This is a genomic window from Arcicella sp. GW821-FHT09D11 (genome assembly GCF_059416265.1).
In genome coordinates this window covers 161,491-178,322 of sequence record NZ_JBWKOV010000009.1, presented here as the reverse complement: position 1 = coordinate 178,322, position 16,832 = coordinate 161,491, and the positions used below count along the sequence as shown (strand labels likewise).

At 33.5% G+C, this 16,832-nt stretch carries 11 protein-coding genes; 6 read left to right on the top strand and 5 right to left on the bottom strand.

Annotated features, from left to right (window positions below; all coding sequences use genetic code 11):
* Positions 1 to 49: 49 nt before the first annotated feature.
* From AC07N0_RS20170 to AC07N0_RS20160, 3 genes are read left to right on the top strand one after another with little or no spacing between them, the layout of a single operon-like run.
* A complete protein-coding gene (locus AC07N0_RS20170; protein ID WP_494590729.1) occupies positions 50 to 1,477 on the top strand; it encodes a glycosyl hydrolase family 28 protein in 1,428 nt (475 codons plus the stop codon).
* 42 nt (positions 1,478 to 1,519) lie between these two features.
* Positions 1,520 to 3,199, top strand: a complete 1,680-nt coding sequence (locus AC07N0_RS20165) for a glycoside hydrolase family 43 protein (protein ID WP_494590728.1) — start codon at positions 1,520 to 1,522, stop codon at positions 3,197 to 3,199.
* Between the two features lie 59 nt (positions 3,200 to 3,258).
* Positions 3,259 to 4,314, top strand: coding sequence for a glycoside hydrolase family 43 protein (locus AC07N0_RS20160; RefSeq protein WP_494590727.1), 1,056 nt, complete (start codon positions 3,259 to 3,261; stop codon positions 4,312 to 4,314).
* Positions 4,315 to 4,391: 77 nt separating this feature from the next.
* Here the strand turns inward: AC07N0_RS20160 and AC07N0_RS20155 are convergent, their stop codons facing one another.
* From AC07N0_RS20155 to AC07N0_RS20135, 5 genes are all read right to left on the bottom strand, one after another.
* Positions 4,392 to 6,191, bottom strand: coding sequence for a RagB/SusD family nutrient uptake outer membrane protein (locus AC07N0_RS20155; RefSeq protein ID WP_494590726.1), 1,800 nt, complete (start codon positions 6,189 to 6,191; stop codon positions 4,392 to 4,394).
* A gap of 12 nt (positions 6,192 to 6,203) precedes the next feature.
* Positions 6,204 to 9,551 carry a SusC/RagA family TonB-linked outer membrane protein gene (locus tag AC07N0_RS20150; protein WP_494590725.1) on the bottom strand — a complete coding sequence of 1,116 codons (3,348 nt, stop codon included), beginning with the start codon at positions 9,549 to 9,551 and terminating at the stop codon, positions 6,204 to 6,206.
* 154 nt (positions 9,552 to 9,705) lie between these two features.
* Positions 9,706 to 10,710, bottom strand: coding sequence for a FecR family protein (locus AC07N0_RS20145; protein ID WP_494590724.1), 1,005 nt, complete (start codon positions 10,708 to 10,710; stop codon positions 9,706 to 9,708).
* Between the two features lie 107 nt (positions 10,711 to 10,817).
* Positions 10,818 to 11,408 (bottom strand): RNA polymerase sigma factor, encoded by a 591-nt coding sequence (locus tag AC07N0_RS20140; RefSeq protein ID WP_494590723.1) that lies wholly within the window; start codon positions 11,406 to 11,408, stop codon positions 10,818 to 10,820.
* A 217-nt stretch (positions 11,409 to 11,625) separates the two neighbouring features.
* Positions 11,626 to 12,993 (bottom strand): replication initiation protein, encoded by a 1,368-nt coding sequence (locus tag AC07N0_RS20135; RefSeq protein ID WP_494590722.1) that lies wholly within the window; start codon positions 12,991 to 12,993, stop codon positions 11,626 to 11,628.
* A gap of 935 nt (positions 12,994 to 13,928) precedes the next feature.
* On the opposite strand from AC07N0_RS20135, the gene AC07N0_RS20130 reads away from it, so the two are divergent.
* The 3 genes from AC07N0_RS20130 (at position 13,929) to AC07N0_RS20120 (ending at position 16,557) form a co-directional block, all read left to right on the top strand.
* On the top strand, positions 13,929 to 14,888 hold the full coding sequence (locus AC07N0_RS20130) for a ParA family protein (protein ID WP_494590721.1): 960 nt from the start codon (positions 13,929 to 13,931) through the stop codon (positions 14,886 to 14,888).
* Between the two features lie 7 nt (positions 14,889 to 14,895).
* On the top strand, positions 14,896 to 15,783 hold the full coding sequence (locus AC07N0_RS20125) for a hypothetical protein (protein WP_494590720.1): 888 nt from the start codon (positions 14,896 to 14,898) through the stop codon (positions 15,781 to 15,783).
* A gap of 591 nt (positions 15,784 to 16,374) precedes the next feature.
* Complete coding sequence (locus tag AC07N0_RS20120) at positions 16,375 to 16,557, top strand: hypothetical protein (protein WP_494590719.1); 183 nt, start codon at positions 16,375 to 16,377, stop codon at positions 16,555 to 16,557.
* Positions 16,558 to 16,832 lie beyond the last annotated feature (275 nt).

The following is a 16,832-nucleotide window of genomic DNA, read 5'->3' as shown; positions in this document are numbered from 1 at the left end:
ATTAGGAATGCTTATAAAATCCTTATAAATTTTAATTACTAACAAAATCATGAACATACAACGAATATTCTTTTTATCAATACTACTATTCATCCAATATAATCTTTATTCACAATCGTTAATTACTTATTCAGTACCCAAGGAATTATACTATACTGCTCATAATGATGACTTTACGGTAAGAGTCCGTAATGTTGGCGGGCAATGGCAAGACCTATATGAGTATAAAGTAAAGGTTGACATGGACAATGTGCAGGAAGCATCTATGGTCAATTTTGATTTTTCTAAAACGGTAGAAGTGGCTATTACTAAAAACAATGGAGATATTCATGCTGTTAAGATTCGCCCATTATCATACGGCATAAAATCTACTGTAAAGAACAATACTATCTTCTTTACGTTGAACAAACCTCGTAATCTCTCTATTGAAATAGATGGCGATAGGCTGCATAATCTACATGTTTTTGCCAATGCTATTCTCCAAAATATTCCTAAGTCTACTGATAAAAACGTCATGTATTTTGGCAATGGAACACATTTACCAACTGATTCGACCAAAAAAGCTTTTATTATTCCTAGCAATACGATTGTTTATATTGATGGGGGAGCTGTACTGAAAGGTAAATTAGTATGCAATAAAGTAGAAAATGTGAAAATTTTTGGAAGAGGAATCATTGATAATCCACAACGAGGCATAGAGATTATGCATGCTAAAAACATTGAAGTGGACGGGATAATTATCAGGAATCCAGACCATTATACGGTATATGGTGGCGAAAGTCAAGGAATTACTATCAAAAATATTAAATCGTTTAGCTGTAAAGGGTGGAGTGATGGTATTGATTTAATGAGTTGTTCTGATGTTATGGTTGATGGTGTATTTCTGCGTACTTCAGATGATTGTATCGCCATTTATGCCCATCGTTGGAATTTTTATGGCAATTCTAAAAATGTAATAGTCAAAAACTCTACACTTTGGGCAGATATAGCACATCCAACCAATGTTGGTTTACATGGCAATACAGAAAAAGGCTGGGTGGGCGACACCATAGAAAATATTACCTTTAAAAACATTGATATTTTAGAGCATGACGAGGATGACCGAAATTATCAGGGTTGTTTATCTATCAACGCAAGTGACAATAATTTAGTCCGTAATTTATTATATGATGATATACGCATTGAAAAATTTCAAGAAGGGCAAGTATTCAATCTACGCGTGTATTTTAATGAAAAATACAGTGGTGCTCCGGGAAGAGGGATTCAAAACGTACATTTTAAAAATATTAACTATCGTGGCGCTTTAGATAATATTAGTCTAATACAAGGTTTTGATGATAACAGAAAAGTGTCTGGTATTTTATTTGAAAATGTGAAAATAAACAATAAACCACTGTTAGGAACCAAGACAGGTGAAATTAAAATTGGAGAATTTGTGGATGATGTAAAATTCATCATGACAAATAATCATCAATAACATTTAATATCCTTATTTTTTTAATATCTAATTATTCAAATTATGCTAAATCAAATCTATAAAACAGGTTTAATTATATTATGCTTATTGATTACAAATTTTGTAATGAAAGCCCAATCCTTTATCCTTACAAACCCGATTTTGGCAGGGTTTTATCCTGACCCGAGTATTGTAAAAGTAGAAACTGATTACTATCTGGTTAACTCTACTTTTTCGTATTTTCCTGGGCTTTCTGTTTTTCATAGCAAAGATCTCAAGAACTGGAAACAAATCGGCAATGCTATTGATAGAGTTTCTCAATTAGACTTTATGGAAACAAAGATGACCAGAGGTCTTTTTGCTCCAGACATTAGTTATCATAATGGCACTTTTTATATTACTTGTACAGAAATTGACCGTCGTGGTAACTTCGTTATTACCGCTCAAAACCCTGCGGGGCCATGGAGTAATCCTGTATTTCTTCCTGCTGCAAAAGGCATTGACCCTTCTCTGTTTTTTGATGATGATGGAAAAGGATACCTTATTTTTTGTGGGGATGCTCCGAACAATAAACCTTTACATGCTGGTCATAGAACATTACGGATGTATGAATTTGATTACGTAAACTTAAAAATAAAAGGGGAAGAAAAAATATTGATAAATGGTGGTGCAGACCTTAGTAAAAAGCCCTTTTGGACTGAAGGACCACATATTATGAAACGTAATGCTTGGTATTATCTTTACGCTGCTCAAGGAGGTACTGGCATCAATCATTCTGAAGTAGTTTTTCGTAGTAAAACGATTGAGGGTCCTTATGAATCTTATGAAAACAATCCTATCCTTACTCAAAAAGACTTGCCTGAAGATAGGAAAAATCCAATTACTTCGACTGGGCACGCTGAGTTAGTGGATGGTCCAGATGGAAATACTTATGCTATCTTTTTGGGCACTCGCCCTTATACGGGTGATTATTACAATATAGGTCGTGAGACATTCATTGCACCTGTGGCATGGAAAAACGATTGGCCAATCATCAATCCCGATAGTAAAGAAATTCAATACCACTATACTGCTAACTTTAAAGAAGTTAAACAAAAAGGCACATTACCACAATCTGGGAATTTTGCTTATAAATTGACTTTTGATAAAGGGATTGACTTGTCTTTATTATGGATGCGTAGTTTTGATAAAAATGCTTTTTCTACCTCAAAAGAGCGTGGCTTGACCCTTAACCTCAAACCTGAAACTTGTATGGATTTAGGTAATCCTGCTTTCTTGGGCAAGCGTCAGCAACATTTATTTAGTACAACTGAAGTCGCATTAGATTTTTCACCAAAGACAGCTAATGAAAAAGCTGGATTAACTATTTTTCAAAACGAAGGACATTTTTACTTTTTATCAAAATCATTAGGAAGTATTCAATTGTTTAAAAGTAATCCTAAGAGTAAGAGTAAGAATATGGAGTTATTAGCCGAATCACCAATAAACGATAAAATAAAACAAGTGTATTTGCGCATTCAATCAGCAGGAGATACCTATAGTTTTTATTTTTCAACAAATAACAAAAACTGGGAAATTTTAAAAGAAAAAGTAGATGCAAAATTTTTAAGTACCTTAGAAGCAAGGGGCTATATAGGTTGTTTATTGGGTATGTATGCTACCTCATCAGGTGAATTAAGTAATAATAAAGCGTCATTTAAATATCTCTATTATAAAGGGAATGACCCAGTATATTCGAAATAAAGGACGTCGCATAAAATAAATAATCAATATATTATTAAAAAATAAAACCTTAGTAAAACATGAATATCAGGTATAGATATATTTTCCTTTACTTAACAATTGCTTTCCATATTTCAGGACAAAAAACCACAAAAATACCTACTGAAAAAGACATGGCGGGATATCTTATGGTTTACTTTAAAGACGATACCCACGATTTGTATTTTGCTACGAGTAAAGATGGCTACAGCTTTACAGACATCAATAATGGCAAACCAATTATGGATGGAGATACCCTTGCAGAGCAAAAAGGTATTCGTGACCCACACATTATGCGTGGTCCTGATGGTTGGTTTTATGCTGCATTGACCGATTTACATATTTATGCTAAAAAAGCAGGTTACCGAACTACTGAGTGGGAAAGAGACAGAAAAGAATATGGATGGGGCAATAACCGAAGCATGGTTTTATTAAAATCTCCTGACTTAATCCATTGGTCACATACGGTATTAAGAGTGGATAAAGCTTTTCCTGAATTAGAAAACATTGGGTGTGCTTGGGCACCTGAATTAATTTACGACGAACATCAACACAAAATCATGATATATTTCACAATGCGTTTTGGTGCAGGAAAAGAAAAGGTTTATTACGCCTATATGAACAAAGACTTTACATCATTGGAAAGTATGCCCAAAGTGCTTTTTGATTATCCCAATGACAAACCTTATATTGATGGTGATATTACTAAAGTGGGCAATAAATATCACCTTTTCTATTGCTTACACGATGGCAAGACAGCGGGTATCAAACAGGCAACCTCAGATTTACTTACGAGTGGCTATACTTTTGATTCTACATGGATTGACCCAGAAATTGTTAGTTGCGAAGCACCCAATATTTTTAAACGAATTAATGAAAATAAATGGGTATTGATTTATGACATTTATCAAATCAGCCCTCATAATTTTGGTTTTAGCGAAACCTCCGACTTTGTTCACTTTAAGCATCTTGGACATTTCAACGAGGGTGTTATGAAGGCAACCAATTTTAGCATACCCAAACATCCTAGCGTGATTCAAGTAACAAAACAAGAAATAAAAAGCTTAGAACGATATTGGCGTAATCAACAAAAATGATTGCTAGCGTTTTTATTACTATTAGCTGGCGACTTAAGTCGCCAACTAATAGTAATAGATTATATTTAAAGAATTTATTACCAACCAGGGTTTTGTTTCAAAGAAGGATTTAATATAATTTGATTAAGGGGAATAGGTGACAAATAGCTTTTCTTAGTGAATTTTCGATTACTGGCTGGATCCATAACAATAGCGCCCGTTTGTGAGTCTATTCCGAAGGTAGCATAAGCAGAAGGCATATAAATGGGCTGACCATTATTTACGAATGTTTCGTATTCGTTGCCAATTAACCTTACTCCCATAACGGCTTGATTTAACTCTTGTTCAGCAATATTCCAGCGTTTTAAATCATCAAAACGAAAGTTTTCTCCATACAGCTCTACTGTTCTTTCCCTCCTAATTTCTCCTAACATCGTTAACTTTGGATGATTATTGATTAGCTTATTACTTAAGTGCGCTACCCCTGCCCTATCTCTAATTTTATTAATTGACAAATCAAGATTAGCATCAGAAATAAAACCGTCTTTTTCATAGAGAGCCTCGGCATACATTAAATATACTTCTGCCAATCTGATTTGCGGATAATCATAAGACTCTTGGTTATCTTCTCTGAAACGATGTTCAGATAAAAATTTTCTATTCAAATATCCACTATTAACGTTTGTATAAAGCTGTGGATAAAAGGGCACTATTGTTGGTGGAAAGTCTTGTCCATAAATGGCTCCGCCTCCCCAAATGCTTAATCCATAGCCCCAATATTTTTTCCCAGGCCTAAAAACAAAATTGGTTAATCTATTATCTCTATTCTCAAATTCGTCAGCCATTTTTTGGTACCCTTTAAATACCGAAGATTCAGAAGGGGGGAGTCCGTCCTTACAAAGATACATATCCATCATCTTTCTATTAGGAGCTAATAATGAGCTTAGGGTATGGGTAAGGTTATTCAATGACTTGTAGAATACAAAATCGTAATTACTTTTTAAGATAAATTCTTTGTTAGAAGCTTTTGTAAAACCAAGCGGATTAGAAAGACCATCATCTAAATTAAACAAATAAAAATAGCTTTCATCGCCCAGTTTATTCCAAAGCTCATATCCGCCTTGTTCCATCACTATTTTGGTTAGGCTAATAACTTCGTTTAAATACTTTAGCGTATTATTTTCTTTTTTTTGTCCTTTCTCAAAATCCGTCGCTTCTCCTACATATTTTTCCCATGTTGCCTCATACAGTAAAACCCTAGCCTTGAAAGCCATTGCTGCCCATTTACTCACATGTCCTTTTTCAGCAGTACCAATATTTTGTTCGATAGGCAAGTCTTTAATGGCCAAGTCTAGGTCATTAATAATTTGCTTAGTCACTTCATATCTGCTTGCTCTTTTTGAATATAGTTCTGGCGAATCAACATCAAGAACGGTAGTAATGATAGGTACTCCACCAAAACGTTTTAATAAAAAGAAGTAGTGCCATGCTCTAAAAAAATAAGCTTCTGCAACATATTGCTTAATTCCCTCTTTGTTATCTTGGTACTCTTGGGCTTTTTTTAAGAGTATATTATTATTTCTAATATATTTATAAGGGTTTCTCCAATAAATATCTATGGCATTCGTGATGCCCCCTCCTTGTCCATACACAGTGGTTTTGGTTGTTAAATCAGACCCTACATCCATCCAATCATAGATAGAACTATCATCTATTTTTCTCCAAGCAATCATTTTAGTGTAGAAATCGTTTGCTGCGGCTTTAAACTGTTCTGGCGTATTAAAATAGACAAATTCTGTTGTTTGATCAATTGGCTGTAAATCAAGCACTTCGTCTTCACAACTCATTAGTCCGATGAGTAGTATGATAACTTTAAAAAATGTATATCGTTGTTTCATTGAAAATACCCTTTAAAAATGTAATTCAAGACCCATCGACCAAGTTCTGGCAAAGGGATATGTTTGATTAGTATTTTCACCAAACTCTGGGTCAAAGCCATCTTTGATAGTAGTCCATTCCCATAAATCATTCCCCGATACGTATAAACGGCATTTCTCAAGCCCTATTTTCTTGACTAAATTCTTAGGAAATGAATACCCCAAGACAAATGTTTTTAGTCTTAGATAACGGAGTTTCTGAACCATAATATCGGTATTATTATAATTCCAGTTATTTCTTTGAGATACTAGAGAGAGTCTTGGAAAAGCGGCATTAGTATTATCGGATGTCCAAGTATTTCCTAAAAAATTAGGATTTTGATTTACATACATAACCCTAAAAGGAGCATTAAGATAGCCCCATCTTAACATATTTTGACTGCCTACTCCTTGGAGAAAAGTAGTAAAATCAAACCCTTTACAAGTAAAGCCTAGATTAAAACCATACGTGAAATGTGGCGCATTATCTCCGATGTACTGTAAGTCACCCGTGCTTCCGTTTTGATTAGCATTTCCTATCGCACTAATGTATCCATTCCCATCTAAATCAAGTTTTCTTAAATCGCCAGGGCGTAGTTTTTGGGTACCTACGGTGGGTAGTTCTCCATCATTAATGGCTGTATATTTCGAATAATAAGCATCTACTTCCTCTTGTGTTTGAAAGTATCCATCTGTTTTATACACAAAGATGGCGTTAAGTGGATAGCCCTGTATTTGAGATACCAAACCCGTATTCCAAGCGTTCTTGCCTTCCATGGCAATCAATTTATTTTGATTATCACTTATGTTAAAAGAGAGATTGTAAGCACAGTCCCCTCCTATCTTATCTTTCCAATTTACCTGAAACTCCCATCCCTTAATCGCTAATATACCATTATTAGTTTTTGGAGCAGTTGCACCCAATAGCTCTGGATAAGCGACATCTATCAGCATCCCATTATTTCTTTTCAAAAAATAATCAAATGAACCACTTAGTTTATTATTGATGATGCCAAAATCAAACCCTATATTTTTCACACTAATACGTTCCCAAGTGCGGGTAGTGCTAGTCATTCCTGTCAAAGAAGCCGTTTGTTGAATCGTATAAGGTTCACCAAAAATGGTAGTACCTGTATTAATCGTTGACAAATAATCGTAAAGCCCTATACCCGACTGTCCGCCTGTTTCGCCATAACCACCCCTGATTTTCAATTCATTAATAAAAGGTATTTCTTCCATAAATCTCTCTTTGGAAATCAGCCATCCTGCCGAAACGCCTCCGAAGGTAGCCCACTTAAAGCCCTTCGCAAAACGCGAAGAGCCATCCCTCCTACCTGTCAATTCAAGGATATATTTTCCTTCATAATCATAATTTAAGCGACTGACATAAGAAAATAATCCCCAATGACTTGCTCCTCCTGCATTGGTGGCATTAACGGGGTCAGCGGTGTTTAAATCATACAATCCTGGATACAGAAGGCGCATTCTTTTACCCATTAAACTTTTATTGTCATTTAATTCAGTAGTGACACCCACCATGGCCGAAAAACTATGCTTTTCAAAAGTCTTTTTATAATCCAGAAAACCTCCATAACTCTGATAAGTAGTGTTATAAACATCCTCTTGAATGGTTGGGTCTGGGTTTTGGACACTAGTAACCCTATCCCCTATCCAATTGTATAATTTATAGGTTTGATAATACTGTTTTCGCCAACCTCTGAGGTTGACATTAGATAGTTGACTGCTAAAGGTAATATTTTTCCATAATTTGGCAGAAAGCTTTAAATTAAGTCTTATAATATCATCGGTTGTCGTTACTCTCCCGCTTTCTGCTGTTTTGGCTATAGGGTTCCGAAAACCAAAATCATCATACCAATTTCCTTGACTATTATAAACAGGAAAGATGGGTGGGTCATACCATCCATCTCCAATACCAGCAATCGGGAAAGAAACTTCTCTCTTATCATAAGAAATACCCGTTTCAATTTTTACTTTTTCTGAAAGAGCATAGTCATAATTGACTCGCATATTATATTTTTTTTCTCCATCATAAGCAGGTTTCAATAGCCCTTTGTTGTTAGCATAAGCTAATGAAATCCTATAATTTGATTTATCAGTAGTACTACTTAAACTAATATTGTGTTGCTGAGATACTGCCGTACCATAAAGCGCTTTCATCCAATTGTTGTCTTGATATACTTGCCCATATCCTGTCATGGGGTTATTCCATAGAAAGGTCTCTCCTTGTTTCATTTTTTCAAGCCTTTCTCTATCATAAATCCAATAATAGCCTAAGCCATCTTGTTCTGAGGCTTCTAATAACAACTGGGCATATTGTGACATATTGGCTACAGGCGTTGTTCTCCCTAATGTAGAAGCCCTGATATTGGAATGGTAGGTTAATTTCATTTTCCCTTCCTTCCCTCTTTTGGTCGTAATCAAAATTACACCACCAGCAGACCTTGCACCATAAATAGCAGCCGAGGCATCTTTTAGCACACTAATTGAGGCTATATCGTCAGTATTTAATTGACTCAGCTCCCAAGTACCTAATGTTGGAATACCATCAATTACAATTAGTGGGTCGACATCCGTAATGGATGATTCTCCACGAATCCTGATTTTCAGTCCTTCATTGCCTGGTCTTGATGAACTGCGTGTAATAACTAAGCCAGATGTAGAACCTTGAAGCGCCAAAGCTGCATTACTAATCGCTCTGTCTTTAAATGTCTCTGCGCCTATTGTAGCTATTGCCCCTATAAGGTTCTGTTTTTTTTGAATGCCATAACCAACTACTACTACTTCTGACAGAGGACTATTATCTATTTTGAGCGTTACTTCAATAAACCGCTTATCGTTGATAGTAACTTCTTCCTTCAAATAGCCAATGCTTGAAATGATTAATATGGCATGTTCTTTAGGAACAGTTAACGTAAAATTGCCTTCTTTATCAGTTGATGTTCCTTTAGCAAGTCCTTTAATAATAATGCTTACTCCTTGAAGGGCTTCATTTCCTTCGTCACTCTTCACATTTCCTTTGATGATTACGCCTTCAACAGCTCCATTAGTCGTTTTTTTTATTTCAACGCCTATTTTTTTTTTTATGTTAATACTTGGGTCATAAATAAGATAAGACTGTTCGTTAAATTTTTCAAATTTAAACGAGAAGGGTTTAATGAGGAAATCGAGGGTTTTTTCTAGCGTAGAATATTTATTAAGTGCCGACAATTCGACAGTTTTATCGGCTAATAATTTGTCATTATACTCAAAAATTACATGATGATGTTTGCCTAAAATTTCGATGGCTTCGACTAATGAAATTTTTAAGGGCGAGTTAGACAACCCTTTTTTTCTTTGTGCAGTAGATTGGCTACATAAAGAAACACATATTAAAAGCAGTAAAAAGATATTTCTAAGTAATTTTCGATACATTAATTTATTAGCCAAAAATAATGCTTGTTCTCTGCTACTAATTAGCGTTGTTACAAAATCTATATTATTTCAAATGTATAGCGTCTCCCTTTTTAGTGACTTGTATCGGATATAATTTTTGTAGTTTCACAAAGAAAACATCCACTGAATCCGTCGGGAATGAACCTGTAAATGTTTCGTTTTTCAAGGTAGGGTTATCTATTATTATGTTTATATCATACCATTCCTTCATCATCACCGCAATCTCTGTCAAGGTTTTTTGTTTAAAAAGGATGATTTTATCTTTCCAAGAGGTATAATAACGGCTATCTATTTCTTGTTTGATTAACGTATGTTGTTCTTGAGATTGACTAACTCCTTCGCCAGGGCGTAATATTACGGTGTTGGTTGTATTATTTTCATCCGTAACTTTTACTGAACCATGCTGCAAAGCAATGTCTTTTTTATTTCTCCGATTTGACACGCTAAAAATAGTACCAAGCACCTCAACATTTAGGTTGTCGGCATGAACTACAAAAGGGAGTTTTTCACCCTTGAGTTCTTGCTTGCTTACTTCAAAAATAGCATCGCCTTTTATCCATACTTCTCGATTTGAATTAGCATACCACCCATTTTTATAAATAATGGATGAATTTGCATTCAGTGTTACGATTGAACCATCATTGAGTAAAACTTTTTTTGTTTCACTAAAAGCGGTAGTCGTTTCTTGTGTTCTGAAACGATAAAAATACAATGCAACCGAACAAAGGATTATCAATGAACAGGCTATTGCTAACCAACTCCAGTTATTTTCCAGTTTTACTTTTTTATAATTATTTTGTTCCTTTTCTTTTTCAAGGTTTGATTCAATATACGACCACATTTTAGAGCGTTCCGATGGCGTCCATTTCTCATTAAAATCAACTTTTTTAATAAAGTGCATGGCATTATCTATCTCTTTTTTCTTTTCTGGATGCTCCAAAATCCATTGCTTCCAAAACTCATCACTCTGTTCATCAGGTGCTTTTACCCATTTTTGGAAAAAATCATCCATTATAAAATCTTCTATGTCAAATTCTAAATAGTTCATTTTCAAATGGGAAGCTATTAATAATTAAGGATTATATAGTTAAAGATATAAATTATGGTTTTTGTAACCTTTGCCGTATTTTTTTATTAAAAAAAGCATCAATTCCTTCATAAACAAGCAAACAGTAATAGCATCAAAGGCAATAACAGGTCTATTTTATCAGAAAGATTATGCCTTAAACTTTTGATGGCTCTGTATAAAGTATTACGAAGAATCTGGTAGTCGAGCCCTGTTACTTCTGAAATAGCTTCATAGCTCATGTTTTCAAAGAATCTTAAAAACACCAATTCTTGTTGCCGTGGTGGGAGCGTCCTAATAGCACTTTGTAAAATGTTATCAATGTCTGGGACATCTAATTCTGGTATTTGGCTATAATTATTTACGAAATAATCATCATCAGCATTCGTATCCAGCTGTTTTCTGTCATCAATAACACTTTTTAGAATAATCCTTCTTAGTGAAGCTATTAGATAATATTTTACAGAATTTGGCGTAGATAAGTTTTTCCTACGATTCCATATTTGGACGAAAAGCTCTTGAACGGCATCACGTACTAAATCTCTATTATACACTATTGAAAGTCCATATTTCAATAGTGTATCAGCATATTTTTGGTAAAAATATCCTAGTGCTTCTTGATCTCCATCAAGAAGGCGTAGCCACCAATCGGTTTCAGTATTTGGTAATTCTGAATACAAGTTTTAATAATTTCAAGAAAAAACATCATTCGTATGATATGCAAGATAAAACAAGAATCTAGGCTTTACAAAGAAAAGTAATGATGATGTTAAAAAAGCTTTTGAAGCTTGCTGTAGAAGAAAAGGATATTGTAGGCTAATTTATCTAAATTGACAATATTAACCCATGCTGTTGTTATTGCTAACTATGTTTTTTAGTTAGAAAATCTTATTGTAATTACCGTAAGCTTTGTAATCGATTATGAAGCTGAGTCATTTCTTTATTGAATTGATTCATTAATGATTGATACTCAGGAAACATTTCAAACAATATGGCTGTTCGTAACCCTTTGATGCTATCTCGTTCTAAATTATTTTCTAGCGATTGCTTATGATCATAAAAACTATTCGCTTGAATTTTATCAATTATTTGTTGATAAAGAATAGGGTTTTCCAATAAATAGCGTTTATCTAGTCCAGCAAGCGCTTTTTCATATGCCTGTTGTAGTGTATTTATCTTTTCCTTTAAAATCGATATTTCGCTATTTTGTTCTGTATTACGTTTAACTACTTTTTTTACTTTTTCTTTCTTTACTTCGTATTTATCGAAAAGATTAGGGGTATAAACCATTGTATTGAGGAATCCGCCAATATTTTCTATTTTTTTCCCTGATGCTAACGTATGGAGGGTATAGGTAATGGCTCTTTCAATTTGGTCTGCTGGCACCTCTCCTACCCATTTCTTCACTTGCTGTATCGTAACATATTTCTCTACTTTCTGAAATAATGTTTCAACCACATTATCTACAGGAATAATTTCTATGCTCTTTTCAGCAGTTTTTGCTGAAGCAACAGGTTCTACTTTCAATCGTTGGTTTTTTGTATTTTCGAAGATGTAGAAAGTAACAGCTACCACTTTCCTTTTCTGAATTTCTTCTTCAAACTGAAAATATATATCCGTGTACTTCGCCAAATCTTTTTCTGCTCGTTTGATTAAGCCTTTAAAATGACCATAGAGTTGATATTCATGTGATTCTATTGATAACAATTCTTTTAGTTCATCTAGCATGAACTTCCTTTTACCTATCTTTTGATATTGTTTTAACAATTCAAATAACCTAACTGAATAAATACTGGTTAGGCTCAGAATATTTCTAATATCATATACCAAGTACCTGGCTTTTAATTCTAATAAAAATTGTTTGAGCGCAGGATGAAAACTAAGCTTAATATAATTTTCCTTAGCGCCTTCTTCTGGGTTAGCCGTTGATGCCACCAAGTGAGTTTTAAAATACTCTCGCTTTCCTTCGGCTGTAGTACGAAGGATTTCTACTTTTTTATCCAACAGTTTTTCTGCCGCTTTTTTTATACTGTCATATACCAACCCTGAGTCATGTAAGTTAAACTCTCGCACGATATCTCCTGTGTTGATGGTATATTCATTAAAGTCGGTATCATTGTGTTTAATAAGTGTTAGCATATAAGCAAAAACCCTTGTTTCCCAAATATCAAATTTATAACGAGCTTCTACCAATTCGTTAGCTTTTCGAATTAACTTAATATCCGAATCGGTGGTTAATGGAGCTTTTTTCTTTTTGGTTGCCATTCATTAAAAAGGTAAATGCTTGTAAAAATATATCAATCCTTATTAAAAAACAATAAATATATCACATTAAAAAATGGGTGTGATATATTGCATTTTTTAAGGTAATTAATTACTCCGAATTATTTGTGATAGATAAATAAAGTCTTTTGTGTTTTTGAAAGTAGCATTTTAATAAGATAGATGTTATTACATTTATTTTCCGTATCCGTTGTGATAGTTGGTAAATCATGGTGCTGTATAACCTCTATCATAGAATAACTTTTCATAAAACATTTTAATAACTCCGAATTATTTGTGATAGTTAGATGAAAGGAATAGTCAAATAATAGGTATATCAAAGGTAATAGTACATAAAAAGGTGATTCGTATAATTGGTACATTTAACATTGGTTAAATAATCATTAAATGTTAAATATTAAGGAAAAGATTGTACAAAAAAACATTAAAAATTAGCATAAACTTATTTCCGAATTATTTGCGATAGATAAATTCATTGACATTTATACACAAACGTTACTACTATAATATTTGCTCCGAATTTTATGCGATACTTCTCCGAATTTTATGCGATACTTCTCCGAATTATTTGCGATAGATAAGTACCTTTTTCCGAATTATTTGTGATAGTTGCCGAATTATTTGTGATAGATAAGCTTGTAATCAACTAATTATCAATTAGTTGCAAAGCCTGAAAGTATTTAAAAATAATAAATTAAAATAAAACAACATTGTTATTGTTTATGATTTTTTATAAAAAATAAATATGAAATAGATATTTAGCTACTATTAGTAAGAGCTAAATACAACCAAGAGCTACTACTGATATTTTAAAAGTAGTCTGTAATATATAACATACTTAATATAAAAAATGTATTTTACTTATTAATATTAAATACAGTTCTTATATTTGCATAACTTATTTTATACTATAAAAAATGCTGACAACAGAATTATTGATAAGATTCTTGAATAGGAATCCGGCCTTAACAATCACAGGCATTGAGAAAGAAGCGGGTATGCCTACAAGGTCGCTGACACAAATTATTAATCTCAAAAGAGAACTATCAGATAAACAACGATTGAAATTATTACCAATTTTGATGAAGTATGGTTATAGCGAGACGTTCAATTTAAAAGCTACCACAATTGCTATTGCTAATAACAAAGGTGGGGTTGGTAAAACAACCACAACGGCTTATTTAGGAGAGGCGTTATCAAATAGAGGGCTGAAAGTACTTTTAGTAGATTTAGATTCTCAGGGAAATTTGAGCCAAATTTTTAATGTAACAACCGATGAGGGACAGGTTTTCAATTCGTTGATTAATTTTAATGAAACCCTCCATATCAAGCCAATTACGGAAAATCTGCACATTGCTCCATCTGATTTAGAATTGCAAAAGGCAGAGCTATCTCTGCTCTCTGCTCCTGCCAATCAACAACGTTTGCAACGAGCTCTAGTGCCGTTTTTAGATGTGTACGACTTTATTTTAATAGATTGCCCCCCTTCCCTATCTGTTTTGACGTTAAACGCGCTAAATGCCTCTAATTCATGCATTGTAGCCATGCAACCAGAAATGAATGCTGTAAACGGGTTAAATTCTTTGTTTGGTGTAATTCTTGAAACACAAATTTTATCTAATCCAGGACTGAAAATAGAAGGAATCTTGTTTACGATTGTTGAAAAGAATACTGTTCATATTGGCTTGAAAGAAGCAGTTCGAGAAACGTATAGCAGTGTAAATATTTTTGAAACAGAAATTAAAAAAGGCATAGAAATCAAGAAAGCACAAGCGCTTAAATCACTGATTTTTGACTTTGATAAGAACTCAGCCGCCGCTAAGTCTTATGATCAATTGGCAGTGGAGCTTCTTAATAACTTGAACAATAAAAAGTAATCAGGGAATGGCAAAAAAGATTGATTTTAAAACACAGATGAAATCTAACGTGACGCAGACAGTAACTTCTGGATTGATTTCTAATGAAACGATAAAACAAAAAATAGTTATCTTAGAAGAGCTCAAAAACCTTATTGAGCCATTGCAAGAGGAAGAGCTACAAGGTTTAGAAAGCAATATCCTTGCAAATGGGTGTAAAGATTCTTTAATAATCTGGCAGACTACTGAGAAAATAATCAATCCTGAGGCTATTACTGATACAGAACGTTTTGTATTAGTAGATGGACATAACCGGTATAAAATTTGTACCAAACATAACATTTCTTTTAATGTTATGCTGATGTTTTTTCATAGCTTACAGGATGTCAAAAACTACATGCTTGACCTTCAGATGGGTAGGAGGAACCTAAGCCAAATTCAGATGGCATATTATCGTGGGCTAAGGTACAATAATGAAAAGATTACGAGCAAAGCTGAAAATTTCAGCAAAGACGCAGGTGAAGAAAAAACATCTCAAAAAATAGCCAAACAATTTAATGTAGATGAAAAAACTATTCGCCGTGATGGTGAATTTGCGATTGGTTTAGAAAAACTTAGTCCTGCTTTTAAGAAGGAAATTCTTGCTGGAAAACAAAAAGTTTCTAAAAAATCGGTACAGCAATTAACGAAAGTAGCCGTAGATAATTCGATTGAATCTATTGAAGATTTAGAAAAGGTTTTGTCTAAGAAAGATAGTACTGAAGCAATGCTTGGGACGGAAAGAAAAATAAATAGAGAGACTATTCTTACGATTCAGAATATGTTAGAAAGAGTATATCAAACGAATAGTTTAGATGATTATCAATCACTAAAAGTAAAAGTAGAAGAATTAGGAAAGGTTCTTTTTGAAGCTTAATCGCAATATTTTCCCAAGAGGACATAATGTCCGCTTGGGAAAATGTGAAATATTCCAAATGTTATAATCAAAAAAAGTGGGTCAGAAAATTAATTTTATGACCCACTTTTTTTGATTGATGAATAGCAAAAGGTTATTCCAAATTTTTATTTCAATACAAAAGTGAGGGAAGAGAACAATCCCCAAAACGTCTCAATTGACTATTGATATTTCAGTTAAAAACGAATAGTTGAATCATGTTTCCCAAGCGGACATTATGTCCACTTGGGAAAATAAAGCATTTAAATAACTACTATAAATAGGAGGGAAGATCTGTTTTATCAACCTATCAAAGGGGATGTCGTATATATTAAAAAGTTAACCTCATCCAGTGAAAATGCTTTATTTCTCAGATGGGATTATAAGAATTTTTTCAGGTATTTAAAGTCTTTTTTTACATACCTAAAATCACCGTTGGCATCATGTGGAGTGCTGTTTAGATACCTTTTTAAATAAGATACTATTCTTTAGATAAATATATGTAACTTCCGAAAGAATCAAACTCGCATAGAAATTTAGTATATACTAATCACTTTGAACCTAAACCTAATAATGATAACACATTTATTTACAAGTGTTTATATACTAAATACATCAAAGGATAAAATTGCTGTAACAGTTTTGTTAATACTCTTATCAGTCACAGCTTTAACAAGCATGGGGCAATTATTCGATAACCTAGAAAGCCAGAAATATTTCTCTATCACTGGTAGATTTGAAGTTCCCCAAACCTAGTATAATACAAAGAGAATGTCCAATTGTAACCAAAGTAATGCCCATCTTTTTCGTAGTTCGGCTACCATCAATATTTCTAATCTTAGTATCCCAATTTTAGCTATATACAGTCTAACAACAGTCCGTTCTTTCAATTAGTCCTTTAATCATCAGTTTGGTATAAGTTCTATTTATAAATAACTTAAAGATGCCTGCTTTTTACTTGGAATAATCCCACGCCAAGGTTATCACAAACTATACCTAATTAAGAAATGAGATTACTTACTTATTTAACT